We start from the raw sequence: 24,131 nt of genomic DNA on the forward strand, positions 1-24,131 counted from the left end.
AGCATGGCGTTCCACCCCTTCCAGCGTCCGTCCGTGCGCTACGGCAACACGCCGGAACCTGTTACGCCCTACCAGAAGGCGCAGCAGGTCTGGGACGAGCGGATGGGCTCGGCCCGCGTCCAGGCCAGCAACTGGCGGATTGCGGCCCTGGCCGCTACGGCGCTTTCAACGGTGTTGGGTCTCACGCTGACAGCGTTGATCGGCCGGTCCAGCGTAGTGCCGTACGTGGTCGAGGTTGATCGCCTCGGCGAGGTGCGCGCGGTTGGTCCGGCATTCGAGACCTACCGGCCGTCCGATGCCCAGATCGCGCACTTCCTGGCGCGCTTCATCGAAAACGTCCGCTCGCTGTCGATCGACCCGGTCATTGTACGGATGAACTGGCTTCGGGCGTATGACTTTGTCACCGATCGCGGCGCACAGGCGCTCAACGAGTATGCCCGCGAAACCGACCCCTTCACCAAGATCGGCACGAAAACCGCTACCGCCGACGTGATCTCGGTCGTCCGTGCATCCGGCGACAGTTTCGAGATTCGCTGGATGGAGAGCACCTTTGAGAACGGCGCGGTGACGAAGACCGAGCGCTTCACCGGCGTCGTAACGGTCATCCTGAAACCTCCCACCACCGCCGAGACGTTGCGGAAAAATCCGCTCGGTCTCTACGTTCATTCTCTCAACTGGTCGCGCGACCTGATCGGAGACGCAAAATGATGTCCTTTGCCATGAAGAGCCGCGCGTCGGTCAGCATCCTTGCGTTGGCCATCACACTTGGGGGCTGCGCCACGAAACTGAATCTAGAGGCGCCGTATGACGAGTTGAGCTTCGAGAAGGCTCTTCCGGAAACTGATCCGCCTGCGCCAGTTCAGGTCGTGGAGGTACCCAAGGTGTTGCCCCTGCCTGGCCAGCTCAAGCCTTGGCCGGCCAAAGGCAAGAAAGGCGAAACGGTTCCGCCAGAGCAGGCCGTTGCCACTGCCAACAAGGCCGCGCGGATCGAGCCGACCCGGGCAGGCTATATCAATGCCATTCAGGTCTACCCCTGGACTGAAGGCGCGCTTTATCGGCTTTACACCAGCCCGGAAAAGGTCTCCACCATCGTGCTGCAGCCGGCCGAAGAGCTGATCGACGTCTCAACCGGCGACACCGTGCGCTGGGTCATCGCTGATACGATCAGCGGGCAGGGGAGCACACGGCGCGTTCATATCCTGGTCAAGCCGACGCTGCCGGACATTCAGACCAATCTCGTGGTCCTGACCGACCGGCGCACCTACCACCTCGAGCTCGTCTCGACCAAGCAAACCTACATGGCCTCAATCTCCTGGACCTATCCAACCGATAGCTTGGTCGCGCTGCATAAGCAGAACCAGGCGGCTCAGGAGACTGAACAGCGTGTCGCTGATCGCGGCGTCCGGCTGGACAGTTTGAACTTCCGCTACCGTATCGAGGGGGACGATCCGCCGTGGCGGCCGCTGCGCGCGTTCGACGATGGCCATAAGGTCTTTATTCAGATGCCGTCGGGTCTCTCCCAAGGCGAAGCGCCCCCGCTCTTCATCGCCGGCGCCGATGGCCGGCCTAACCTCGTCAATTATCGCGTGCGAGGCTCTTATTACATCGTCGACCGGATGTTCGGCGCCGCCGAGCTTCGCCTGGGCGAGAATCCTCAGCGCACAGTTCGGATTATCCGCACCGATGCGCGCCCGGTCTCGCAGATCTTCAGCACTGGAGGCGCATCGTGACCGAGGATTCCGACAAGGTGCCACCGGAGCGGCTGGAATTGCGGGCACGGCCGCGGCCGATCCGCCGTCTCAACAAGCGCACCCTTATGATTGGCTGCGCGGTCGCAGCGTTGTTCATCGCGGGTGCTACGATCATCGCGCTCAGTCCGCCTCGGATGTTCAAGCCCTCCGAACGAACCGAGTTGTACAACACCGACCGCAAGCAGACGGCTGACGGGCTCACCAAGCTGCCCAAATCCTACCAGGACTTGACCCCGAAGCTTGGCCCACCGTCGCCCGGCGATGTCGGTCGCGCCTTCGCCGAGAGTGAGAAGAAACTAGGGGCAAGCCCATCCGAAACGCCGTTCCAGGCTAATCCGGAGCAGGATGTTGAACGGGCAGAGCGGATCCGCCAGGCCCGAATTGCGCAGCAGGCCAAGGAGTCGGGCCTCCTGTTTCGCTTGTCCGACAAGCAGGACCGGCGCAAACAGCCAGCGGCCGCGGTCACAACCACTGAGCAGCCTTCGGCATTTCGTCCGGCACCTGCGGACAACGCTCCGACGACAGCCGATCTCCTTGCAAGGGCCCACGGAGTGAACGACCGCTCCAGCGAAATCATTCCGTCGTCCCAGGCGCGCAAGCTCGCTTTCGTTAGCGCCAAAGCCGACAAGGAAACGACCAACCCTCACAGCCTCACAGCCGCGCCGTCGCCCTACGCAATCATGGCGGGATCGATCATTCCGGCGAGCCTAATCACTGGCTTGAATTCTGATCTGCCGGGATCGACGATCGCCCAGGTAACGGAAAACGTCTTCGACACCGTGACTGGCGAGCATCTCCTGGTGCCGCAGGGAACGAAGCTCGTTGGCAAATACGACAGCGTCGTTGCCTTTGGCCAGAAGAGGGCTCTCGTTGTGTGGACGCGGCTCATCCTGCCGAATGGAAACTCGATCGTGATCGAGAATTTGCCGGCCACAGACGTGGCGGGCTATGCTGGGCTGGAGGACGAGGTCGATTTCCATACGTGGCAATTGCTCAAGGGAATTGGCCTGGCGACGCTTCTCGGCATCGGGACCCAGCTCTCGCTTGGTAATGACGAGAGTGATCTCGTCAAGGCGCTGCGTGAGAGCATTCAGCAGACGACCAATAGGGCAGGTCAGCGGCTCATCGAACGTCAACTCGACGTACAGCCCACCATCACAGTGCGACCTGGTTGGCCGTTGCGCGTCATTGTTTCAAAGGATCTGGTGCTGAAGCCGTATCAAGACATGCAGACGGCGGCCAAGGCGAGGTAATGCTGATGAAGCTTTCGAAGCTGCCCGACCGAACCCCGGTCAAGCTCAGCACGACGCTAACGCCGACCCTTGCGGCGCGGCTTCGCGACTACGCCGACTTTTACGCAGAGACCTACGGTACACGGGAGGAGGTGGCCGATCTCGTACCGTCTATGCTTGAGGCGTTTCTAGATAGCGATGCGGATTTCCGGCGAGCCAGCCGGCCGGCGAAGGAGGCTTCAGGCAGCGTGTCTTCGAAACCCCAACAATAAGGCTATTAGAACGACCAAGGGCAAAAGCCGTCGAGACTAGTTAGGAAATAGCCTTGCTCGGGTTAGTTAGACGTTCGATGGCTTCCTTCACAAGGCTCGTCGCGCGTTCTAGCCGCTGCTGTAGAATGCTTAACTCGGCGCTACCGGCTTCTTCTAGACGGAGGCTTTCCGAGGAAAGAGCCTCAGCCACCAATTGTTCGACAGACGCATTAGCCCAAAAGGCACTCGGCGCAAATTCCATCTCTTCACGACCACTGAGAATCGGCGAGACATCTCCAGTGGGCGTCATTTTAGTGCCCACCGAAAAACCATCGGTTAGGGCAAGTTCGACATTTTTGCTGGAATATCGATCGCAGAAAGAACTTCCTTCGTTCCTTCCAGCCTGTATCCGAATCGATATACCCGCTTGCCCGCTCCATTCCCTCCGGGCTCAGTTCGCTCGACAAAGGGTTCGATGGGCGGAATTCCTCGACCAGACATCTGCCGAAATCCATAGCATTGGGTGCAAAAGAGATGCCTCGTAATACCTAGTATACTAGGTGGAGTAAACGCAACTGATGATGCCGTCTTGCCGCATGAAATTGCGGCGGACGGTAGCTCGAAATCTCAGAAGGCTTCGGCAGCAGAGCGGCCTCACACAGGAGGAACTCGCGGATCGCGCCAATCTCAATCGAAATTATGTTGGGATGATAGAGCGCGAAGAAAACTCGCCGACGGTCGACGCTCTCGAACAGCTGTCAGTTGCTCTGAACGTCAGCCCCGTTTCGTTTTTTCAAGTCGATTAGCGTAGCAGTTTCGCTCCGAGAAGGGAGAAACCTTCGGGGGTACCAAGGTTCGTCAAACCCAGCTCGTCACACTGGGTCAAGGCCCAATAGGTAACTTGGCCGCTTTTGGTTCAACTCCACATTGAGCCGTAATCCCGCAGTTCGTCGGTGCGAGCTTCCTTAACTCCGCGGTGGATGTTTTGCCTGGGCAGATCCAATGCCCCGGGGTGATAGCGCTTTCCGGGTAGGGGCAGCAAAGTAATGAGGGCCGCCCTTTTCCTATCTCGGAGCCTCAAGACCGCCAAAAGACGCGGCCGGGACGCGGCTAGACAAAGTTGCGATTTTCATGGCTAGACGGCGGGGCACTTCGCTAAGTGGACGGTCCTATTGATCTTGTTCGGCGCTCTGGTCGCCGGGGCTTCGGCTACCTATCGCTTTTGTTGTGGAGCATGCGGCGGCGATTGGCGTATCTAGGGCGCTTGGCGGGGAGTGTGCCCTTAATGCTGGTTCGGCTGAGCAAGGACGCGCGCCGTGAACATTTGGTGCTTGAGTCTCGGCATGCCTGCGCCAAAATTGGAAGAATACAAGATTTCCTTCAAGCAGCTGAGCTGAGTACGGGTACCCCTATTTGGTGTCGATAAAGTTGACGACGGCAAGAGATTGTTGGGCCTCATCGCTGGCGATACCAAGGCCCATGCGGCCCTGGTCAGGTTGATACGGAATCATTTTGACGGACCGACTTTAGATTTCGGCCACTAAGCTCGTGCGCCACGTGATGAGGCGATATCGGCAACTTCGTCATGATCGGTTCAGGCCACTAAAGGCTTGCCGGTGGCTAACGTACTCGGTGCGAACCGATGGACGAAACATCGAATGTTTGCCTGCGATCCAACCGAGCGCAAAGTCTCGGATATTCCCGTCGACGTCCTGCCGATCCACTCGAAGCGGAGGACATGGCCGCTGAACGGCACCGCATGCTTGCTTCGCTTCGAGAGGTAGCAAGAATACAGCCAGTCGACGACGAATCCGACCGTATAACCTTTCCCGACGGCGATGTCGTCCGCCAGCGACTGATATACACCTTCGGCGATCGCGTCGTGGAAGGGCGTCGGTGATGCCACGATTCCGCCGACGACCGAAAACCATTCATCCTTCGCGTCCTTCTTGGATGCGACCGCATTCGTGAGAGCTTTCGTTAGGCGGACGACGGCTGCCTCGCTGGGTTGGATGTAGCCAATACTGGCCACGATGAATTGCAGTACATTCGGCGTCTCCGGGAACACGGTTGGCGCCTTGCCTTCCGCTTTGAGCCGCCGCCTTTCCCCGCCGTCCGCATTCTCCCATGCGGCATCAGACGCCCTGGTCTCTTCGATCAGGCGCAGCAACTCTGCTGTCAGAGATTCCGCGGAGCGCAGCTTTCCGGCACATTTTAGTTGGAAGGCCAGATGGATCGGCACTGTCCACTCGCCGGCCCGGATCCTGCGTGCGACGTAGTCGAACAGCGTCTTTATGCCGTCGTAACCGTCGTCGAGCCACCGTGCAAAATAGTACTCCATGAAAGTCCGATGGGTAAATTCGAAGACTCCACCGATCCGTTCCTGCAACACCCAGGAACGGCCGATGAGATGTCCCACGAAGCGTTCCGCCGCGGCACGCGCTCTGTTTTCGACGTCGCCGTCGTAGACCTTTCGGAAGAAATTCAGCGCGGTCTGCTTAAGCCACTCCGCGCCGGAATCTCCCTCGCTCTTCCGGTCGATAAGGTAAAGCCGATGGGCAATCTCTGTCACGAGTTGAAATAGCCAGTGCGAATCCGGAAGTTCCGGGTCGATTTCCTTCAAGCTATCCCAGCGTCGGAAGAGAAGTTCTGAACACTCGCGGTATAGTTCGATCCTGTTGTCGGGTATCCTCTGCGCAACGTTGTAGATCCACACGATCAGTGCCAGCAGCAACGGATTGACGACGAACTCTGGAGCGTATTGGTACGCCTGTCTGGAGAACTCCGGCGCCCGCTGGTCGATCTCGACATCGTCCATCTGAAAGACATGCTTGCTCGCAGAGCGGAAATAAGAATCGATTTCAGTAGGGATAAAAGGTTGCAGCTCGAAGAGGCGGACACCGCGTATCGGGGTGACCAAGAAATCGGTCCGGCAAGTAAATATGAAATGGACCTGGAGAAAACGGTTGGCGAGTTGTTGCGTGACGTCGATTAACTGCCGCCGCTTCGGTGACGAAATGATCTCGTCGATACCGTCGAACACGATAATGATGCGACCGAAATGGAGCAGATGCCGGACGAACATCTCCATCTCGTCGTCATTTTCGATCTCGGCTTGTCTGCAGATTTCCGACGTTATGAATTCGATTAGGCTTTGATTCGATGAGGCATTATCTCGGCGTACGAAACGGCGCACCTCGACGCGGACGGCCATCGGGGACTTGCCGTCGCGCTGGGCACTACGCAGCGTGTCGAGGCATATCCGCTGCGACAGTGTCGACTTGCCACCGCCGGGATCGCCGATGACCGCGCATTGGTTGGAGTTCGAAAGGAGTTCCTCGATCGATACCTCGGGCAGGCCGATTGCCTTGATGTCGTGGGTCTTGATCGAAAATTCGGCTTCTGAAAGCCGTGCGGGAATGTATAGCTTGTCGATTTCGCAATTGACGGTGCGCTCCGCCGGGCCGTCGATGCGGACATATTCGTACGCCCCCATTAGGCATCCCGAGACGTGCTTGATCTTGTGTTCAACAACTGCTGGAGCAAGATAGACCCAGTCGGGGAATTGCTTTCTTTCCAAGCCGGAGAGCGTGCCGCTCGCGTCTGATCGGGAATCAAGCAGAGTCTGCCCCGCCAAGGCGATCCGCTTGAGCGCGTCAGGCCGCATTTCCGAGGTTACGATCTTGATCTGTTCGGATGGGGTAGCTTCACGTCTCGTCCGCGTGTTCTTCATTTCGGTGTCGAAGACGAAGAGCAGGTCGGGGTTCACCTGCAGCCGAATGCTTTCCCTCAGCATGAACCGAATGGTCGCATACAATGTCTTGCACGCGGCTTCCTGCTTTGCCCGATCCAGTCCAGGAGAGTGCCTGGCAAACAGTGCCTCGAAGTATGTTCGTACCCCGGGGTCGTCGCTCTCGTAGAATGCGTCTCTCGCTATGAGCTCTAGTATTCCCGACGACTTGAGTTCGTCGATCACTCCAGCGACCGATTGCGTCAGCAATCCTTCGTTTCCGATCAGCACATCAAGGTCAGAGATCGCCTTCCGCATTACCGGCGATTGCTCGCTGGGATCCTTTGCAGAGAACTTCTTCTGAATCCGGTAACGGCGGTAAACATCGCCTGCGACAGCCGACACCGCCGGCCTGACTAACGCCATCAGGGGGCTCACCAACCAAGTTGCCGCCATTTGTTCCTTTCCACGCGCCAAACGCGCGTGTTCGTAAGCTGTATTCGTACACTCTCGCGGCCCGACGTCCTTAATCTGCTCTCATAATGCAAGTTGCGCACAACGCCACACAGCGGCGGCGGCAGTCAATTATAGAGTAGCTTGAAATCGTCGTGCTTGCGGAGTGCTTCTGGCCTGTACGGCCCTACAGTGCTGCATTGCGTTACGGCTACGAAATCTGCTCGGGTCTTAACGGTCGGATCAATGGGGGCGTCATGTGTTATATCGCGAACCTTGATCTCCCAATTCATGGTTGTGACATAACGCTGTAGCCAACCCCATTTGGGGAGTTTCTCGGCGAAGGCATCTAGCGTGTCGCGCATGCCGGCTACTTCGCAGTGCTGCACACCGTCCGCTGCTGGAAAGATGTGGAGGGCAGGGCCCGCATCTCCAGTGTTCGGCATCTTGGAGCCATTGACGAAGATCGGGCCGGCTTTCAGGCCGTCCGGTACGGAGGTTGCTTGCTTACACATCCAATGGAGTACGATGTCGGAGAGCCTTGATTCCGGTTCGGGGTACGATCCACCGATGTCGGAATGGTTGCCAGCAAACCAGCATTGAACAAGCCGAGCATGCCCAGGAAAGTGCGGAGCGCCCTTGTCGCTGCCGCCCCAGCTAACGCGATCGAAATCCTTTCGGGTCTCGTCGATCGCGTTGGCAGCCCGCGCAAACGAGACGTGCCTGCTCAACAGACGATCGAAGTTTGCACCCTTCCATATGGCCTTGTGGGATCGCGATTGACCGGGTTCGGGGTAATCCATGATGGTCTTGGTGGTGGCCTTGTTCTGCCAGTACCAAAACAGGGCATTTGCAGCGGCCACGATGAGGACTTGAAGCAAGAAGCCCGCGACCATGAATCCCGTTCCGAAAGCCCAGCTACTTAACGCAGCAAGGCCGACCGCGGGAATAAAGCCGCCGATGAACGCCGCAAGCGACACGCCGGCTGACAACCCTGCCTGGATGATAACATATCGCATTCCGCTGGCGCCGAGCGCGGCGACGGTGTCGAACACACCGATGAAATAGGGGGCGGCATTGGAGTCCGATCCATCACCCGAGCCGTACTTTACCTGAAAGCGGCGTGCCAATTCCAGGCGCTCGTCCTCGAATTCTGCGCGAGGGTGGCCGGCGCCGTGCTCGAGCACAGTGTCGACGGCTTCCAAGGCGATGTCGCGCGCGGCCTTTCGAAACCGCATTAGGGGACCGGCAGGTGTCTTCGTTGGGATGCCGCACAGCATCAGCAGGTTCGCGACGCTGCGGACGGTGTACGCGCCTCTACTAAAGCCGAACAGATAGACTCTGTCACCAGGCTGGTAGTGGTTGATGATGAATTCGTAGCAGTCGGCAATGTTTCGCTTGATCCCGGCGCCCGTCACCGATCCAAGAAGTTTCTGGACGAAACGGACAGGAGCGGTGAGGGCGGTCGTTCCGATGTCGGTCCCGAGCCCGGCGTCGTAAAAGACCACCTGCTGCGACGGGTCAATGGCGGTGTCGGCGTGGTCCCGGCAAATCCGATACATCTTGTAGATATTCGATATTCGTTGCTCCGGGCGCGCGCCACCGTCCTGGCCCGTACCGTCGGAGAAGATTACGATGTTCTTCGGCATTTCCCCTCCCTTCGGCCGCCCACGGATCCTGAATTTAGATATTTCGTCCCAATTTCATGATGTGATCGCGCAGTTCGTTGCATGCCGGCCCCATGCTGGCGGCTGCCTCGTTCGGATCGAAGCGGTAGCGTATCGTGCTAATGCCCGCCAGGTCGCTCGGCAGCTTCACTCGCGTTCCTCGCGGCTCCATCAGGATTGCACGGCTGCGTCCCAGGCGTCCCATGAAGAAACCGAGTTCGAACACGACGTTGTCGCGCGGGGTCGGCCAATCCTCGTCACGTACTTTGGTCTGGTCGTCCGGGTGGGCAATCGCGATCGCGAAGTCGCACCGGTCGAGTTCATTCTCGAGCGACTCCAGAGTGTAGTTCGTGACGCGAAACACGCCGTTGGCCCAAACGATAGTTGCGAAGGGATCATATGCGAAGGCGTTTTCGATGGCCCTTGCGACGGGCAATGCCTCTACCGAGGAGATCACGAACACGCGAATCTTTTCGTTCGGCGGCCGGATCAAGATATTCCGCTGCTCGAGCCGCCGTGCGACTTCCTGCGCGAGCCGGCGCCAAACCTCGGGAAAACGCGCGGCTAGGGCAGAAAATTCCTGTTCCGTGATCTTCAAAACGACGCCGTCGTCTTCGGAGACGATCGACGCCGAACGCCTCTGGATCGGGGAGATGGTAGCCATCTCGCCGACCGAATCTCCGGCAAACCGCCTTGCCACTTCCTTGCCGTTGACTATGACCCGATAAGTCCCGGCGATGAGCAGATAGGTATCGTTGTCCGAACCGTTTTGCTCGATCAGGGACTGGTCCTTGCATACGGCTTCGAGCTTTCCGGCGTCCGCGAACGCCTCGGGAAGATCGGGGATTCCGATCGCGATCTTGTGCTTTCTGAGTTCTTCGATCAGCAGTGCGCGTCCACGCTCTCCCTGAAATCTCGTGATCACGATGCCGTCCTCATGCTGCGAGCGGGCAGTCGTCGAGCGTTCCGCAGCATTTGACGCCCTGGACCCTGTACGCCTGGAAGAAGTCGCTTTCGGCCTTTCGCCATCGTTGCAACGCGATCGTAAGATCCTTCAATGCCTCCTCATGGTTACCACACGCACAAATCGGGAGACGAAGGTCATCGGCATGGTCGCATTTGCACCGCGAGCGCCTGGTCATCAGTCGAAGGCTTTGCTCCTTCACCGTCATCAGCCGCCGGCCGTCGAGGAGCAGTCTTAGACGCGGTTCGCCACCCGCCTTCCTGCGCACCGACGAGAGCCGTGCTTCATCCAGGAGGCACCGGAATTGGGGGCCGAGTTCCGAAGCGGCCTTTTCGGCCACCATCTGATTTCGCGCAGCTTCCGGACCGTGAGCACGGGCATCCGATCTGCCGGGCCATCGGCGCTGCGCGGAGGCTGTTTGTTGCCTTTTCAGAAAGACCAAAAGCTTCCTCCACCAGGCTTCCGCGCCGGCGGTTTCGAGCGTCGTTATCGGTTCCATCTCCGGCCAGTACAGGCAGAACGAGCCATCGTGGCTGATGTGCCGCTCCGGGCATACGGAAGGGAGCAGTGTGGGCCGCTCCTCCCGCACCCTGACGCTGTCGCCTGCGGGCTCAACGCGGACACGAAACGTAGTTGCCGGCCTTCCCGAAACCATGGGAGGCGTGACGTCGAACGTCGCAAAATCGGAGGCGACGTCGATCGGCTCCGCGTGGTGCGCATTCGCGTTGTCCCGCACAAATTTCAGCGGATTGTCCGCCATCTAGGCCGGTTCGCCGTAAGGGCGGAAGGGCTGCTCGACCGCCTTCGCCATCGCGGGCGCCGATACCGAGAAGGCTGCAACAGTCGCCGCCTTGGCGACCTTGTCGCCATCGGCTGCAAGGGCATCGACCGCCGAGTCGTAATCGAGGCCAGCGATCTTTCGGCTCTTTCCGAACAGCTTCTGAACGGCGCCACTGCCGGCGTCGTAGGCCTCCTGCCCGATGGCCGTTTCCGTGCCAGAACACCGGCACTGTTCGTCCTCGGACGCCAGCACGCCGCGGCTGACGGAACATCGTACCCGGTCGCCCTGCATGCCCAATCTCGTGACCGTCATTGCACCGAACTCGAAGCCGATGGCCAAACCCAGCCCGTCTATGTCGATCTTGTTTGCCTCCAGGCGCTCGAGCGCCAGATTGAAGCTGCTTCGCAGCCCCCCGGCGCAAATGGTTGCCGTTGAGATGGTTTCCTCATCATCGGTGGTGTGCGCTGTCCCTTCCATCAAAAGCCCGTGAATGCAGTCCCCAATGAACCGGATCCGGCGGCCGCCGAAATCGGACGAAAGGACGCGATCGAGTTCGGAACGGATTACATGGAAGCAGCGGACGACATCCTCGGCATTCTTGTCGATATGCTTGGCGACGTACTTGGTGAACCCGTCGAGGTCGGCATAGGTCGATACGGCTTCCATCCGTCGCGAGTTCGCCGGGGTCAGGACCGAGATATCCAAGTTACGCAAGGGTGGCGTCGGACGGGAGAATTCAAACGAACCGATGGGGTTTTCCTCGTTGTCTTTCCGCCATTCCTTGACGATCTCGTCCTTAGTGACGTCAAGCTTGGCTTCGTCCTGGCACTGTTTGATCTCGTCGGCGCTGAGGGGAGACGTCCCTTCGGTACCCGCATCGACTTCCGACAGTCCGGCGGCCTTGCGGGCAACGTTCGTCAGGAAGACTCCCTCGGCTTTCCAGTTCGATGCGAGCTTGGCGGCGAGATTCGCGGCAGACCCCAGAAACAGCGGCTCGCGGTTGCCGCTCCGGCCGTTGTTGACGGAGAGCGTCACACCTGTGTCGATGCCGATCCGCACCTTCGCATTCGGAATATCCTCATCGTCGTCGCCGGTCTCGGCGAGCACGTCGATAATCAGTTTCCCAATCGCGACCCCGCGACAGACTCGCTTTTTCTCCTCATCCGCGCCGTAAGGCTTGGTCACGAGCGAATGAAGGCGCTGGTTATGGAAGTCGACGCGCCGGACATCGCATCGGGCAAGAATCCGGCGAACCGCCCGCTGATGCAGGTTGAGGAAGCGAAGCGCCCGCTTGTGGCAGCGCTCGCCCTCGGCGGCGGTCGTGCCGAGAATGTCCGACAGGTTCAAAATGTCGGCGTACATGTGCACACCGTCGACGCGGTAGGCCTTGGTCGTCGGAATCGACTCCAGCGACATGTCGCGCTTGTAGTCGACGATTTCGACCGTCTTCACTTCTTCCAGACGCTTGTCGATCGCGTCTTTGGCGCGGTCGTACTTCCAGGAATTGCTCACGGGACGCTCCTTCGAGGGCAACGATATTCACCCTTTGTTCGACTAAGCACTTCGGCCCGACACCTTCCTATGCCGCCTTCGGTGCGACCGATGGTGGCGAATCAGCTAGGGTATCGGGACGGGCCATTTTTTGCACCTCTTAGCGAGAAAATGCAAGATGAAGACCCTGATCATCCACCGTGCCACAAAATGTTGATATCGTTGTCTTTTCGGTACTATTTTAAAGTGGCGGTTTCGTGTGGCCTTCTTCGAGATTGAACCGTGTTTCGAATCCCCGAATCGGCCCCCGCCCACGGGAAGAATACTATGGTGAGTGAGTCCGCAAACGCACGATCGGAGAAACAACTCGATCGCGTTCTGGGCTTTTTTCCGCGGGTCGAAGCCAAGGCTTCATTCCTCTTCGCCGTCAACACGGGCATGCTGGGATTCGTAGCCCTCAACATGCGCAAGGAGGACTTCGAACATTGGTATGTCATAGCCCTTGCCCTGGCATTTCTGGCGCTTGCCGTGGCGAGCATCGTCTACGTCTATCGCTGCGTTTTTCCCCATTTGGTCGGCGACGATAACTCAATGATCTATTTTCGGTCGATCGCAAAGCAGTCAGCTAAGGAGTTCGGCGAGCGCTTCACGTCGAGAACCGACATCGACCACGTTAACGACGTGACCGAGCAGATCTGGCGAAATTCGACGATTCTGAGAGAGAAGTTCGATTTCCTGAAGTGCGCCTTTATGCTCACGATGCTTTCAATTGTGCCATGGGTCGCAACAATGGCCGCTGCGGCGCAATTGCGCTCAACCTGGCCGCTGAAGTAGCCACATGGGAGTTCTTGACGATATCGGAGGTGACGTCGGCGGCGTCCTGAAGGATGCTTGGAATATTAGGGACGGCCAGGTAGTCCCGACAACGGACACAGTTGCGCTTGCTGGAGGAGGGGTAAAGCTCTCGGCGACCTTCCTTTATGCTGACCTCGCGGACTCGACCAAGCTGGCTATGTGGGACAGGAGAGTAACCGCAAGGGTATGCAAGGCGTTTCTGGCGGCATCGTCCCGCCTGATCAAGGTCTCTGGCGGGGAAGTCCGCAGCTTCGACGGTGATCGAGTTATGGGCGTCTTCGTCGGTGGATCGAAGAACACATCGGCGGTGAAGTGCGCCCTGAAGATCAACTATGTGTTCAAAAATATCCTAAAGCCTCGCTTTGAAGCAAAGTACGAGGCTTTGCGGGACGGCACCCATGTGCTGGGTCATGGTACTGGCGTCGACACCAGCGATGTGCTCGCGGTACGAGGCGGAGTTCGCAATAGTAACGATCTAATCTGGGTGGGACGCGCTCCCAATATCGCCGCGAAGCTCTGTAGCCTCCGGGAACCTCCGTTCAATACGTTCATCTCTGGCACGGCCTACGATGCCGCCGCCGCTGAGGCCAAGACTAGTTCTGACGGGCGTCCCATGTGGGAAGAGCGTCGGTGGACTAACGGTCCCGTAGAGAGGGTCTTCCGGTCGTCGTGGACTTGGAAGCTTTGAGGACGAATTGCTCAAGTTGTCGGCGCCGCCCGATCAAAAACAAGCATTCGCGCCGTGAACGGTGCGGGACCCAGTGCCAAAGCAGGCATTGTGGGACGTTCGGATTGACCTTGATATGTGCTGTGAAGGCGGTGTCGTCAACGGCGGTCATCGGTTCGATCGTTAGCGGTCGACGTCGTCGAGGCCCGGCATGCCGTGAACTTCGGTCTCGCCGGGTGGTTATCGTAGTCCGGCACTGGGCGCCAGAGGTCGACCACGCTCTTCATCATGGTGCGAGCGTGTGCGCCTCGCGCGCGATGTCCGTGAAATCTTCCAGCCGGGATCTATCGGAACGGTCGTCCAATGGAGGAACCACAGTGAGCCTGCAATTTGACGAGTCCTGGGCCACATAATTCATGGCGGCGATCTGCTAGGACGCGGCCAACGTCTCGATGAATTCTTCCATCGAAGGCTGCGCTGCTCTTTGCAGTTTGTGCAGATCCTCCGGCTTGAGATTGGTGTAGCGCTGCAATATTCGCCAATCCTTGTGGCCCGTCACAAGCGCGACCTTTTCGATCGTAAGTCCTGCCTCAAACAGCCGACTCGTGCCTTCGTGACGAAGATCATGGAAATGCAGGTCGTCGATCTTCAATTCATCACATGCGCGGGTAAATGCTGTGCTGATGGATTTATGATGGTGCGGAAAGATGCGGCCTTGGCCTCGTGTGATGATCCGTTGCTGTAGCAAAATCTCCCATGCATCATATCCCGTTAAGTTAAGTAGCGGGACCTTTTGATGATTGCCGATTTTGTGTCTCGGATCTTTGCGATCTCGAAGCAAGACAAGCCTCTTCCTGATATCGACGTCAGGCCACTCCGGCTGGCATATTTCTTCCTGACGCATAGTTGTCGCGATCGCATAGCGCACGATGCGGCCCATCGGGATCACTTGGCGTGGATTGGTCTCGAAATACTCGATGAGTTCGTCGATTTCGTCTTGTGTAGGCCGACGGTCGCGTTCGATCCCTCTGCCCACAAGATCGAGGTGCTTCAATGCAATGCGTGCTAAACGAACTTCCTCAGCCGAGACTTCGATTCCATGAACGGCTGCTGCGTGCGATACGATTGTTCTGATGAAAGACAAGTCAATCGCTAGCGTCGCGGGGCCGGCACCTTGTTTCGCGCGCTTCCTTCCGAATTCGATCAGGCGCTCGCGGTTCAATTGAGGTAGTTTCACGGTCCCAAGCGCGTCTTTGAGTGCTTCCATGACCGCGGCCTTCGAACGGCGAGGGGGCTTGCCGACCTCGTGCATATCCTGGTCATGGAGGTCTATCAGGTCGCCGAATGTTCGAACCGTTCGCAGCGCACGCGGCTTGGACGATCCGTTGCGGTCGATATTGCGCTCCATCTCGAGCGCCCATTCTTCGCCGTCCTTGCGTCGTCGGAACGTCTCGGCCACATAACGGGTCTTGCGGCGGACCTGGACGCGCCAGTTTCCAGATGCCAGCTGAGTGAAGGTCGCCACGCGTGTGCACTCCGGCTTTCGTGTGCACTATGTGTGCACTGAGAGGTCAAAACGGATACAAACGTGTGCAATTTCGTCTAGTTGGGAGTGCACACGTTCTTCTTTCATCCTCTTGAGAGTGTAGGGTAAATCATTGGAATTGCAAGACTATCGCTTTTCTGTGGCACCCATGATGGATTGGACCGACCGGCATTGCCGCGTCTTCCACCGTCTGATGAGCCGGCGTGCGCGGCTCTATACGGAGATGCTGACGACCGGCGCCATTATTCATGGCGACCGCAGGCGGCTGCTCGGGTTCGATGCCAGCGAGCATCCGGTGGCGCTACAGCTTGGCGGGTCGGTTCCGGATGATCTCGCCACTGCTGCGAAGATCGGCGAGGATTTCGGTTACGACGAAATAAATCTCAATGTCGGCTGCCCGTCCGACCGGGTGAAGGATGGCCGCTTCGGCGCCTGCCTGATGGCGGAGCCGGCGCTGGTTGCCGACGGCGTGGCTGCGATGAAGCGCGCGGTCAGGATTCCTGTCACGGTCAAATGCCGGATCGGCATCGACGACCAGGATCCGGAAGTAGCGCTCGACGTGCTGGCGCGCGGTGTGGTCGCGGCCGGCGCGGACACGCTGGTCGTGCATGCCCGAAAAGCCTGGCTCAACGGATTGTCGCCGAAGGAAAACCGCGACATCCCGCCGCTCGACTACGAAAGGGTCTACCGGCTCAAGGCCGTGCTGCCGGATGTGCCCGTCATCATCAATGGCGGCATCGGCAGTATCGGGGAGGCGAAGCGGCATCTCGACCATGTCGACGGCGTGATGCTGGGGCGGGCGGCCTATCAGGAGCCGTGGCGCCTGCTCGACGTCGATCCGGAATTGTTTGGCGAGGCGGCGCCGCACGCGACGATGAAGGACGTCTTCGAAGCGATGTTGCCCTACATCGAGGACCAGTTGTCGCAGGGCGCAAAGCTGCATTCGATGACGCGGCACTTCGTCGGCGCATTTCACGGCGTCCCCGGCGCGCGCGCCTTCCGCCGCCATCTCGCGGAGAAGGGCGTCAAGCCGGGCGCTGGCGCCGATGTGCTGCGCGATGCGGTCGCGCTGGTCGAAGATCGCGCATCGGAGCCGGTTGCGGCGTAAGCGTAGCGTTTTCGAGCGAAGTGGATACCGGTTCGCGTGAAGAAAACGCGTCAAAACTAAAACCCGGCTCCGGGACAGATCGCCCCGGAGCCGCACGTTCCGCATCGACGCCTCATCTCAGGAAGCGGGTTGTGCAACCTTGCGCAAGCCGGCCGTCTCTTCAAGGCTGTTGGAAGCGATCGCCGCCGGCCGCTTCGCCAGCAGGATGATCGCGCCGGCGGCGATCGCCGAGATGCCGATCGACAGGAACATCGGCGTCGGGCTCTGGTAATATTGCTGGAGCGCACCGGCGACGAACGGGCCGAGAATGGCGCCGACCCGCGCGACCCCGAGCTCCATGCCGACCGCGGTGGCGCGCACGCCGGTCTCATAGGACGCCGCGGTAAAATTGTTCAGCACGAACTGCGCGCCGATGATGAAGAAGCCGGCGGCGGCGACTGAGGTGATGTTGACGATATGGTCGTTCATCGCCACCAGCGACAGCACGGCGAGGCCGCCGAACGCCCACCAGGTCGCGATCAGTCCGCGGCTATAGCCGGACCGGTCGACGAGGTGGCCAAGCACGAGGCCGCCGACGAACGACATGATCTGCATCAGCGCGCCGAAGCCGAAGCTGGCGGCAAAGGTCTCGCCACGCTGCATCATCACGGTCGGAATCCAGCCCGAGAGGCCGAAGATGCAGAACAGGCTGAGGAATGCCGACGCCCAGATCGCGAGCGTGGTCCGGCGATACTTGGCCTGAAGCAGCGTCGCGACCGAATTGACCGGCTTCTCGGACTCTCCCACGGCAATCTCAGCCGATTTGTAGACATTGGCGCGCTCGGGCCGCAGCCTGGTCAGCATGTCGCGGATTTCGTCGACGCGGCCCTGCAGGGCCAGAAACTTTGGCGATTCCGGCAGCATCAGGTGCATGAAGGGCAGAAGCAGGAACGACAGCGAGCCGATCCAGTAGAGCGACGTCCAGCCGAACACCGGGGTCGCAAACACGCCGGCGACACCGGCGAGCGTGCCGCCCAGCGCCCAGCCGAGCGCGACGCCCCACAGCGCAAAGGTGTTGGCCACGCGCCGCGGCGCCAGCTCGTTGATGTAGGTGGTCGCAAGCGGCAACAGCACGCCGAGGCCAATGCCGGTCAGGATCCGCAGGATGCAGAACGACAGGAACGAGTCCGCCGAGGTCGCGGTGAGCAGGGTGAAGATGCTGGTAATCCACAGGCCTCCGAGCAGGGTGCCGCGGCGGCCAAACCGGTCGGCAATGATGCCATGGATCGCAGCCCCGATCAGGAATCCGACCAGCCCGCTGGAAATCAACAGGCCCGCCTGGCCGGCCTGAAGGCCCCATGGCTTTGCGACGTAATGAATGACGTAGGCCGGATTGAACGTGTCATATCCGTCGAACAGCGTCAGCAGTCCCATGATGGCGCCGAGGCGCCAGTGAAATTTTCCGACCTTTGCTTCGGCTAGTTCCTCGTGAAGATCGATTGCCTTCGCAGTCATGCCCGTATCCCTCCCAGATGGTGATGGTGTCATGTAAGACCGCTTATTCCGCGGCTTGATGGATGCCGTTCCCGGCGACAGTGGTTTCGCCGAGATCGAGCTTGAACAGGTCGATGGCGTTGCGTCGGCCGATCTTCAATCGGTCATTCTCGCTGATGCTGGCGCTGTTGAACCAGTCGGAGGCATGATCGACGTTTTCGAACGGCCAGTCGACCGAGAACAGAATGCGGTCCGCTCCGATCTCCAGAATTGAATCGATCAGCGTTTGTGTGCGGAAATTGCCTGAGGTGGTCAGGAAGAAGTTGGCGTTGAAATAATCGCAGATCTTCTTCTTGGCCTTGTGCTTCGGCGGTGCCTTGACCCAGCCGTTGCGATGATCGACGCGCCACATGCTGTAGGGCAGGCCTTCGCCCATGTGGCCGAGGATGATCTTCAGTTTCGGATAGGCATCGAACAGGCCCGATCCCATCAGGCGCAGCGCGTGCACGGCAGTTTCCTGTCCGAACGCCCAGGTCGGGCCCATCAGCCACGGATGTCCCTCATAGATCGCACAGTCTTCCGGCAAGGGATTGCGCGGGTGAAGGTAGAAGGGCAGGCCGGTCTCTTCGACCTTGGCCCAGAACGGCCAGTATTGCGGCAGGTCGTAATAGACGGGACGCTTGCCGTCGCCGATCTGCGAAAAGCCGTTGACCAGCGCACCGCGGAAGCCGAGCGCTTTGATGCAGCGCTCAAGCTCCTTGATCGCGAGATCCGGATCCTGCATCGGCAGCGCGGCAAAGGCCTGAAACCGCGACGGCCGTTTTGCCACCTGCTCGGCAAGGAAATCATTGGCCCGGATCGCAATCTCGTTGGCACGGGCGACGTCGGGAATGGCTTGAACCGCCGGCGCGTTCAAGGACAGGATCATCATTTCGATGCCGTGCTGGTCCATCTGCGCCAGCCGCTTGTCCTGGATGTCCAGGAGGCGGTCTTTCAATTCCGGCCAGTAGGATTCCGGGACGAAGCCCGCTGAATCCATCAGCGTGTCCGGAATGGCGAAATGTTCCTCTAGTGCGATCTTGCCCTGCATGTCGTCCTCGCTGATGTCCGATGTTGATTAGTACTGTCCCTGCGGCGTCAGCCCGAGCGCGAGCTGGCCGTACATCGTGCCGACGGCGTCCCAGTTCATGCTGATGTGGCGGCCGACGGCATTGGCGTCGCGCCAGGCGCGCTGCACCGGATTGGAAAGATCGAGGCCTAGCCCGCCGGTCGAGGCGTTCAGCGCTTCGCTGGCGCGGATCGCGAGTGCGACCGAGAACGCCTGGCCGCGGCGGCTGACGATACGGTCCTCGACCGAGACCGGGTTGCCGGCACGGATGGTTGCCGCACGGTCGCGAAGATCGCGCAGCAGCACTTCGCGCGCGGCGTCGACGGAGGCTGTGGCTTCGGCCACCCGCAACTGGATGGTTGGAAATTCCGCCATGCGATTGTTGTGGCCGGCCACCGCGCCGCGGGTGACGCGCCGCGCGGTGACGGCGAGATAGTCCTCCAGCGCGCCGGCGGCGGCGCCGACCGCGGTGGATGCCAGGCAGGAGGGAATGTTCGACAGCATCGGGATCGAGAAGGCCGGGTTGGCGGCATAGAGTGCGGCGCCCGGCGTCTTTCCGGACGTGGTGTCGGCGAATGACAACAGGCGGTGCGCCGGTACGAACACGTCCGCGAGAACCAGCGTCTTGCTGCCGGTGCCGCTGAGGCCAACGACATTCCAGGTATCGTCGATGACGTAGTCGGAGGCAGGGACCAGCAGGAAGGCCGGCGCAAACTGGCCGCTGTCTGTCTTCGACGGCAACAGCGCCGCGCAGAGCGACCATTGCGCGTTGTCGCAGCCGCTGGCGAACGACCAGCGGCCGCTCAAGCGATAGCCGCCCTCGACCTCGATCGCCTTGGCGGCCGGCGCGTAGGAGCCGCAGGCCACGGCATCGGGATTAGTGTCCCAGACGTCGCGCTGCGCGGCTTCCGGAAATCCCGCGATCAGCCATTGATGGGCCGCGAGCAGGCCGCCGACCCACGCCGTCGAGGCGCAGCTTTTCGCCAGCTCGATGTTCAGTTCGACCAGCACGTCGAAATCATACTCGTAGCCGCCGAACATCGCGGGCTTGACGATGTCGAAATAGCCGATGTGGCGCAATGCGGTGATGTTCTCTTCGGGAACGCGCCCGGCCTTCTCGGTATTGTGGGCGCGCGCCTTGATCTGCGGCGCGATCTGCGCCACGCGGCTGCGCAACTCGGCAAGGTCGGGGCGAGGGGCTGATAGCGCCGGCACGTCCTTCAACTGGGCGACTGATACCATTGGTTTGCTCCGTATCTTCGATTGTCTGAAAGGCGGCTTGGCGGCAGGCGGATTCACGCAGCCTGGCTGTCGTGCGGCACCGAGAAGCAGTAGGTCGCATCCTGGTAGATCAGCGGCTCGATCGGATCGCGGACGTTCACGGTCTCGGCTTCGCCGATGAAAATGGTGTGCGTGCCGTAGGGGACGGCGGCTGCCTTCTTGCAGAAGATGTTGATCTGCGCATCGGCGAGATAGGTGACGCCCTCTGCAGAGGTCATCCAGTCGCCGAGCCCGAACCGTTCTTCGGCCGGGAGCGCGCCGCTGAAGGCAGATGAAAGAGTGACCTGATCACGGCGCAGCACGTTGACGCAGAACCGGCGCGCCAGCAGCATGATGTCGTGCAGCAGCGTCTGCTGGTTGACGCAGACGATCAGGGAAGGCGGGTCAAGCGACAGCGAGGTTACCGCGGTTGCCGTCATGCCGTGGCGGCGGTTCTGGTCTGACGATGTGATGACCGACACGGCGGCGGGAAATCGCCGCAACGCGCGCTTGAACGTTTCCCGCAATTCGTCGGATGCCGAATCCAGCGACATGGTTTCCTCCACTGAACGGTCCGCTCTTCTCCGCGGCTTAACTTTCCAAAACAATAGTTGCAGTTGCAAATATCAGTCAAGCGGAAATTTTCAAATGCAACAATTGCCTTGAAAAGCGATCGGCGCCCAGCTATTGGAGGGTCGCAACAATTGCGACAGCACGGATTGCAAGACCTTGTACAGGCTGACAAATTCCTTTCCGTATCTGCTCAACCGCGTCGGCGTGCAGATGGGTGAGCTGTTTTCCAGGCGCATTGCCGGTTATGGCGTGACCCTGCCGATGTATCGCGTGATGGCCGCGCTGTGGGAAACCGGCGATCAGCGGCTCGGCGATCTCGCTGCGATGACGACGATCGAGATATCGACATTGTCGCGGCTGGTTGGCGAGATGAAACGCCGTGGCCTCGTCACGCGCGCGCGGCTGAAGGACAACGGCCGCACCGTCGCGATCAACCTCACCCCGAAGGGGCGCACACTAGTCGAGGAGTTGATCCCGATCGCCATCCACTTCGAGGAGGTCGCGGTTCGCGATTTCCCGTCGAAAAACATTTCCGACCTGAAGACGGTCCTGGCCGAGATCTACGAGAGCCTGAAATCGCTCGAACCCGAGATCGAGGAAGCGAACAAGGCGCGCAAGGCGGCAAAGACCAAAGCCTGACTTTTTCGCATTAGCGCGATCGGGCTCTGCTGGCCATTAGCTGCGCATGGCGGCGCGGAAGCCGACGAAGCTCAACGCGCCCGCTACGATAACTGCAATCCAGCTCGCCCAGAACGGCACATCTACGCCGTTCAAGGTGACGGACCATCCCATCACAATCCGGATCAACTGCAGAACTGCGATCAGGGCAAAGATGGCGGCGGCAAGCGTGCAAAAGGTTCTCATGCTCATTGCCCATCTCCGATGGCACACGAGGAGGTGCTTCCCCCGCATCCAAGATGGGGAGGGACCGGCGCGGCGGCTACTCTCCTTAGACAGGGAAGTGGTTTAACCGAGCCGCTTTCGATGTGTCGCACAATCGCCGTTTCGCGACGCCGCGGGTCTGCATCGCTTCCGCCCCTGGCACCTTTGAGACGTCCGACAGCGGATGTCTGTTTGTCGGGGCAGACCAGATGTGATCGGTACACCAAAACGACGCGAGTGATCCGAAGCAGACCTCGTCCGCTTCGGGTGGATTGGGCCTGAGGTCGGGCTTGCTCATCAAGTTCTGAAGAGAGCGACCGAAGCCGTTCCAGGAGGAATTATGTTCGCTGAATCAAATTTCGCAGTCGACTGAATTCAAAGCCTTGCGCAAGCCACCAAACGCGCTCAGCCGACAGGGTTCGGTGGCGCTGGCGGCTTTTGACCGCTCGGAAATGGTAGTTCGCTTGATATCGGTTGGCTTTGGCTTCGGCTTAGGAAGGGCAGCGGTAGCGACCTTCTTTGATTTGGGAGCGTGCCGATGGCGGTTGATCACCCTCGGGGGCTCCGAAGAACCGATACTGACGCCTTCCGACGGAGAAATGCGTTCGTCGACTAGAGCAGGCTGTGCTGGCGTCTCGCTGCTCGCAGCGGTACTTTCAAGTCGATCAGCCTTCGCCAGCGCACCATGTGAATCGGAAATGCCTGCGCCTGTCTCGGCGAGGGGCTGGACGATCACCACTGCACTACGCGGTGGAGCTCTGAGTTCCATTGCCGCCAGTACGCCTACACCCAATGGGATGAGGAGGCCCAACGACACCATTCTCAGCATGATGTCCTCCGGCTTAAATTTGTGCCGGTGAAAATTCTCCGATCTAATGAGGCAACTTGGCGGCGGCTGACTTAACAACCCGACCCTCGTACAGGGCGTTTGCCGACAGGGTTAACCGTTTGGCTTTGCCGGCGGCAGCCATCTCTTTAGCGGATGCGGTGTTCTGGCGACGAACGCCTGCGCATGAGCGGAGGTGCCGTTATGCGGTGCATGGGTCCTGTTATGGCACAAAACGTACATCGATCCGGTGATGATCGATGTCGGCGCACGGCCATTCGTGGAACCGTGAACCCCTTCACATTTGAAATCCGTCAGTCGTCCTAGGTTTGTTTAACCAACGCTGGGGCTGTTCTCAAAGAGTGGAGAAAGCTGCAATGCGTGAACCAAATCTTGAAAAGTTGAACGCGCTCGTAGCAAAGCTGGTCGGCGACCTCGGCATCTCACTGGGCGGCGCAAGCATACTGCTCGGCGATCGCCTCGGGCTGTACAAGGCGATGGCGGATGGTGCTGTGGTCACTCCGTCCGAGCTCGCCAGGAAGACTGGTCTGCATGAGCGTTATGTGCGCGAATGGCTGTCCGGGCAGGCCGCCTCTGGATACATCGACTACCACCCCGAAAAAAATGCGTTCTCACTCTCGGCGGAACAAGCCATGGCATTCGCCGAAGAGGGGTCGCCAGCTTTCTTTGCCGGTGCATTCGATGTCGTGCAGGCCACCTATCTCGATGAACCAAAAGTCGCCGAAGCGTTTCGAACTGGCAAAGGCGTTGGTTGGCACGAGCATTCGAAGTGTCTTTTCTCCGGCACCGAACGCTTCTTCAGGCCGGGCTATAACGCCAATCTGGTTTCGAACTGGATTCCGACGCTCGAAGGCGTCGAAGCGAAATTGAAAGCTGGCGCCAGGGTGGCCGATGTCGGATGCGGCCACGGCGCCTCTACGATTGTGATGGCGCAGGCCTACCCCAATTCAGAGTTCTTCGGGTTCGATTACCACAAACCTTCGATTGAACGCGCGAAGGTCTTGGCGCAGGAAGCGGGAGTTGGGGACCGCATTACGTTCGCGCAGGCCAGTGCCAAGGATTTTCCGGCGAAAGACTATGATCTGGTGGCGTTCTTCGATTGCCTGCATGACATGGGCGACCCCGTGGGTGCAGGCAAGCATGTCAAGGAAACGCTGGCCAAGGATGGGTCGTGGATGATCGTCGAGCCGTTTGCTCATGACAATCTCAAAGATAATCTCAACCCGGTGGGATGCATCTTCTATCACGCCTCGACATTCATTTGCACGCCGGCCTCACTCTCTCAGGAAGTGGGCTTGGGGCTCGGCGCGCAGGCGGGTGAAAGCAGATTGCGGCAGGTGGCGACTGAAGCGGGCTTCAAGCGCTTTCGCCGCGCGACCGAGACGCCGTTCAACATGATCTTCGAAGTGCGTTGACCGATCAGAGCTGCGAAGAAAACGCGTCAAAATAAGAATCTAGAGCATTGTCGGTTCTGGTTCGATCAGAACCGACG

At 59.6% G+C, this 24,131-nt stretch carries 23 protein-coding genes; 10 read left to right on the forward strand and 13 right to left on the reverse strand.

What is annotated here, in order from left to right:
* Positions 1–3 precede the first annotated feature (3 nt).
* From trbF to AC0QUY_RS31840, 4 genes are read left to right on the forward strand one after another with little or no spacing between them, the layout of a single operon-like run.
* Entirely contained in the window at positions 4–708 is a 705-nt protein-coding gene (trbF, locus tag AC0QUY_RS31825; protein ID WP_161855384.1) for a conjugal transfer protein TrbF, read from the forward strand.
* The gene (gene trbG / locus AC0QUY_RS31830; RefSeq protein WP_246738285.1) at positions 705–1,730 is read left to right on the forward strand and encodes a P-type conjugative transfer protein TrbG; all 1,026 of its coding nucleotides are present in this window, start codon (positions 705–707) and stop codon (positions 1,728–1,730) included. Before trbF ends, trbG begins: the two co-directional genes overlap by 4 nt.
* Positions 1,727–3,004, forward strand: coding sequence for a TraB/TrbI/VirB10 family type IV secretion system protein (locus tag AC0QUY_RS31835; protein WP_202639111.1), 1,278 nt, complete (start codon positions 1,727–1,729; stop codon positions 3,002–3,004). The genes trbG and AC0QUY_RS31835 overlap by 4 nt, the downstream gene beginning before the upstream one ends.
* Positions 3,004–3,255, forward strand: coding sequence for a DUF2274 domain-containing protein (locus tag AC0QUY_RS31840; RefSeq protein WP_246738284.1), 252 nt, complete (start codon positions 3,004–3,006; stop codon positions 3,253–3,255). The genes AC0QUY_RS31835 and AC0QUY_RS31840 overlap by 1 nt, the downstream gene beginning before the upstream one ends.
* A 40-nt stretch (positions 3,256–3,295) precedes the next feature.
* Here the strand turns inward: AC0QUY_RS31840 and AC0QUY_RS31845 are convergent, their stop codons facing one another.
* Positions 3,296–3,544 (reverse strand): hypothetical protein, encoded by a 249-nt coding sequence (locus tag AC0QUY_RS31845; protein WP_161855383.1) that lies wholly within the window; start codon positions 3,542–3,544, stop codon positions 3,296–3,298.
* A 286-nt stretch (positions 3,545–3,830) separates the two neighbouring features.
* Here AC0QUY_RS31845 and AC0QUY_RS31850 point away from each other — a divergent pair, with 286 nt between their 5' ends.
* Positions 3,831–4,040, forward strand: a complete 210-nt coding sequence (locus AC0QUY_RS31850; protein ID WP_161856762.1) for a helix-turn-helix domain-containing protein — start codon at positions 3,831–3,833, stop codon at positions 4,038–4,040.
* Positions 4,041–4,828: 788 nt separating this feature from the next.
* On the opposite strand, the gene AC0QUY_RS31855 is transcribed toward AC0QUY_RS31850, so the two are convergent.
* The 5 genes from AC0QUY_RS31855 to AC0QUY_RS31875 form a co-directional block, all read right to left on the reverse strand.
* Positions 4,829–7,420, reverse strand: a complete 2,592-nt coding sequence (locus AC0QUY_RS31855) for an NACHT domain-containing protein (RefSeq protein WP_161855382.1) — start codon at positions 7,418–7,420, stop codon at positions 4,829–4,831.
* A 125-nt stretch (positions 7,421–7,545) separates the two neighbouring features.
* A complete protein-coding gene (locus AC0QUY_RS31860; protein WP_161855381.1) occupies positions 7,546–9,066 on the reverse strand; it encodes a DUF2235 domain-containing protein in 1,521 nt (506 codons plus the stop codon).
* 34 nt (positions 9,067–9,100) lie between these two features.
* Positions 9,101–10,009, reverse strand: coding sequence for a TIR domain-containing protein (locus tag AC0QUY_RS31865; RefSeq protein WP_161855380.1), 909 nt, complete (start codon positions 10,007–10,009; stop codon positions 9,101–9,103).
* A gap of 10 nt (positions 10,010–10,019) precedes the next feature.
* A complete protein-coding gene (locus AC0QUY_RS31870; RefSeq protein WP_161855379.1) occupies positions 10,020–10,808 on the reverse strand; it encodes an E2 domain-associated cysteine-rich protein in 789 nt (262 codons plus the stop codon).
* Complete coding sequence (locus AC0QUY_RS31875) at positions 10,809–12,341, reverse strand: nucleotidyl cyclase domain-containing protein (protein WP_161855378.1); 1,533 nt, start codon at positions 12,339–12,341, stop codon at positions 10,809–10,811. It abuts the gene before it with no gap.
* A 306-nt stretch (positions 12,342–12,647) separates the two neighbouring features.
* Between AC0QUY_RS31875 and AC0QUY_RS31880 the strand changes: the two genes are divergently transcribed.
* Entirely contained in the window at positions 12,648–13,154 is a 507-nt protein-coding gene (locus AC0QUY_RS31880; protein ID WP_161855377.1) for a Pycsar system effector family protein, read from the forward strand.
* Between the two features lie 4 nt (positions 13,155–13,158).
* Positions 13,159–13,863: an adenylate/guanylate cyclase domain-containing protein gene (locus AC0QUY_RS31885; protein WP_161855376.1), complete on the forward strand. Its 705-nt coding sequence runs from the start codon at positions 13,159–13,161 to the stop codon at positions 13,861–13,863.
* A 409-nt stretch (positions 13,864–14,272) separates the two neighbouring features.
* Here AC0QUY_RS31885 and AC0QUY_RS31890 read toward each other — a convergent pair whose 3' ends face one another.
* Positions 14,273–15,367: a site-specific integrase gene (locus tag AC0QUY_RS31890; RefSeq protein ID WP_161855375.1), complete on the reverse strand. Its 1,095-nt coding sequence runs from the start codon at positions 15,365–15,367 to the stop codon at positions 14,273–14,275.
* Between the two features lie 133 nt (positions 15,368–15,500).
* On the opposite strand from AC0QUY_RS31890, the gene dusA reads away from it, so the two are divergent.
* A complete protein-coding gene (gene dusA / locus AC0QUY_RS31895; protein WP_475390137.1) occupies positions 15,501–16,496 on the forward strand; it encodes a tRNA dihydrouridine(20/20a) synthase DusA in 996 nt (331 codons plus the stop codon).
* A gap of 117 nt (positions 16,497–16,613) precedes the next feature.
* Here dusA and AC0QUY_RS31900 read toward each other — a convergent pair whose 3' ends face one another.
* Genes AC0QUY_RS31900 through AC0QUY_RS31915 form a run of 4 tightly spaced genes read right to left on the reverse strand, consistent with a single transcriptional unit; the run spans position 16,614 to position 20,891 of the window.
* Positions 16,614–17,990, reverse strand: a complete 1,377-nt coding sequence (locus tag AC0QUY_RS31900; protein WP_475390138.1) for an MFS transporter — start codon at positions 17,988–17,990, stop codon at positions 16,614–16,616.
* A 43-nt stretch (positions 17,991–18,033) separates the two neighbouring features.
* Entirely contained in the window at positions 18,034–19,059 is a 1,026-nt protein-coding gene (locus AC0QUY_RS31905; protein ID WP_475390139.1) for an amidohydrolase family protein, read from the reverse strand.
* A gap of 27 nt (positions 19,060–19,086) precedes the next feature.
* Positions 19,087–20,319 (reverse strand): acyl-CoA dehydrogenase family protein, encoded by a 1,233-nt coding sequence (locus tag AC0QUY_RS31910; RefSeq protein WP_475390140.1) that lies wholly within the window; start codon positions 20,317–20,319, stop codon positions 19,087–19,089.
* A gap of 53 nt (positions 20,320–20,372) precedes the next feature.
* Complete coding sequence (locus AC0QUY_RS31915; RefSeq protein ID WP_161855370.1) at positions 20,373–20,891, reverse strand: flavin reductase family protein; 519 nt, start codon at positions 20,889–20,891, stop codon at positions 20,373–20,375.
* A 175-nt stretch (positions 20,892–21,066) separates the two neighbouring features.
* Here AC0QUY_RS31915 and AC0QUY_RS31920 point away from each other — a divergent pair, with 175 nt between their 5' ends.
* Positions 21,067–21,549 carry a MarR family winged helix-turn-helix transcriptional regulator gene (locus AC0QUY_RS31920; protein ID WP_475390141.1) on the forward strand — a complete coding sequence of 161 codons (483 nt, stop codon included), beginning with the start codon at positions 21,067–21,069 and terminating at the stop codon, positions 21,547–21,549.
* A 36-nt stretch (positions 21,550–21,585) separates the two neighbouring features.
* Here AC0QUY_RS31920 and AC0QUY_RS31925 read toward each other — a convergent pair whose 3' ends face one another.
* Both AC0QUY_RS31925 and AC0QUY_RS31930 read right to left on the reverse strand, forming a co-directional pair.
* The gene (locus AC0QUY_RS31925) at positions 21,586–21,780 is read right to left on the reverse strand and encodes a hypothetical protein (RefSeq protein ID WP_161855369.1); all 195 of its coding nucleotides are present in this window, start codon (positions 21,778–21,780) and stop codon (positions 21,586–21,588) included.
* Positions 21,781–22,144: 364 nt separating this feature from the next.
* Positions 22,145–22,621, reverse strand: a complete 477-nt coding sequence (locus AC0QUY_RS31930; protein WP_475390142.1) for a hypothetical protein — start codon at positions 22,619–22,621, stop codon at positions 22,145–22,147.
* Between the two features lie 374 nt (positions 22,622–22,995).
* On the opposite strand from AC0QUY_RS31930, the gene AC0QUY_RS31935 reads away from it, so the two are divergent.
* Positions 22,996–24,054 (forward strand): class I SAM-dependent methyltransferase, encoded by a 1,059-nt coding sequence (locus AC0QUY_RS31935; protein ID WP_475390143.1) that lies wholly within the window; start codon positions 22,996–22,998, stop codon positions 24,052–24,054.
* Positions 24,055–24,131: the final 77 nt, after the last annotated feature.

The sequence above is a fragment of the Bradyrhizobium sp. WYCCWR15520 genome (assembly GCF_056174665.1).

What these genes read in the sequence shown, in the direction of transcription:
- trbF (WP_161855384.1), top strand. Translation starts at nt 4, where the DNA reads ATGGCGTTCCACCCCTTCCAGCGTCCGTCCGTGCGCTACGGCAACACG.
- trbG (WP_246738285.1), top strand. Translation starts at nt 705, where the DNA reads ATGATGTCCTTTGCCATGAAGAGCCGCGCGTCGGTCAGCATCCTTGCG.
- AC0QUY_RS31840 (WP_246738284.1), top strand. Translation starts at nt 3,004, where the DNA reads ATGCTGATGAAGCTTTCGAAGCTGCCCGACCGAACCCCGGTCAAGCTC.
- AC0QUY_RS31845 (WP_161855383.1), bottom strand. Translation starts at nt 3,544, where the DNA reads ATGACGCCCACTGGAGATGTCTCGCCGATTCTCAGTGGTCGTGAAGAG.
- AC0QUY_RS31850 (WP_161856762.1), top strand. Translation starts at nt 3,831, where the DNA reads ATGAAATTGCGGCGGACGGTAGCTCGAAATCTCAGAAGGCTTCGGCAG.
- AC0QUY_RS31855 (WP_161855382.1), bottom strand. Translation starts at nt 7,420, where the DNA reads ATGGCGGCAACTTGGTTGGTGAGCCCCCTGATGGCGTTAGTCAGGCCG.
- AC0QUY_RS31860 (WP_161855381.1), bottom strand. Translation starts at nt 9,066, where the DNA reads ATGCCGAAGAACATCGTAATCTTCTCCGACGGTACGGGCCAGGACGGT.
- AC0QUY_RS31870 (WP_161855379.1), bottom strand. Translation starts at nt 10,808, where the DNA reads ATGGCGGACAATCCGCTGAAATTTGTGCGGGACAACGCGAATGCGCAC.
- AC0QUY_RS31880 (WP_161855377.1), top strand. Translation starts at nt 12,648, where the DNA reads ATGGTGAGTGAGTCCGCAAACGCACGATCGGAGAAACAACTCGATCGC.
- AC0QUY_RS31885 (WP_161855376.1), top strand. Translation starts at nt 13,159, where the DNA reads ATGGGAGTTCTTGACGATATCGGAGGTGACGTCGGCGGCGTCCTGAAG.
- AC0QUY_RS31900 (WP_475390138.1), bottom strand. Translation starts at nt 17,990, where the DNA reads ATGACTGCGAAGGCAATCGATCTTCACGAGGAACTAGCCGAAGCAAAG.
- AC0QUY_RS31905 (WP_475390139.1), bottom strand. Translation starts at nt 19,059, where the DNA reads ATGCAGGGCAAGATCGCACTAGAGGAACATTTCGCCATTCCGGACACG.
- AC0QUY_RS31910 (WP_475390140.1), bottom strand. Translation starts at nt 20,319, where the DNA reads ATGGTATCAGTCGCCCAGTTGAAGGACGTGCCGGCGCTATCAGCCCCT.
- AC0QUY_RS31915 (WP_161855370.1), bottom strand. Translation starts at nt 20,891, where the DNA reads ATGTCGCTGGATTCGGCATCCGACGAATTGCGGGAAACGTTCAAGCGC.
- AC0QUY_RS31925 (WP_161855369.1), bottom strand. Translation starts at nt 21,780, where the DNA reads ATGAGCATGAGAACCTTTTGCACGCTTGCCGCCGCCATCTTTGCCCTG.
- AC0QUY_RS31930 (WP_475390142.1), bottom strand. Translation starts at nt 22,621, where the DNA reads ATGCTGAGAATGGTGTCGTTGGGCCTCCTCATCCCATTGGGTGTAGGC.
- AC0QUY_RS31935 (WP_475390143.1), top strand. Translation starts at nt 22,996, where the DNA reads ATGCGTGAACCAAATCTTGAAAAGTTGAACGCGCTCGTAGCAAAGCTG.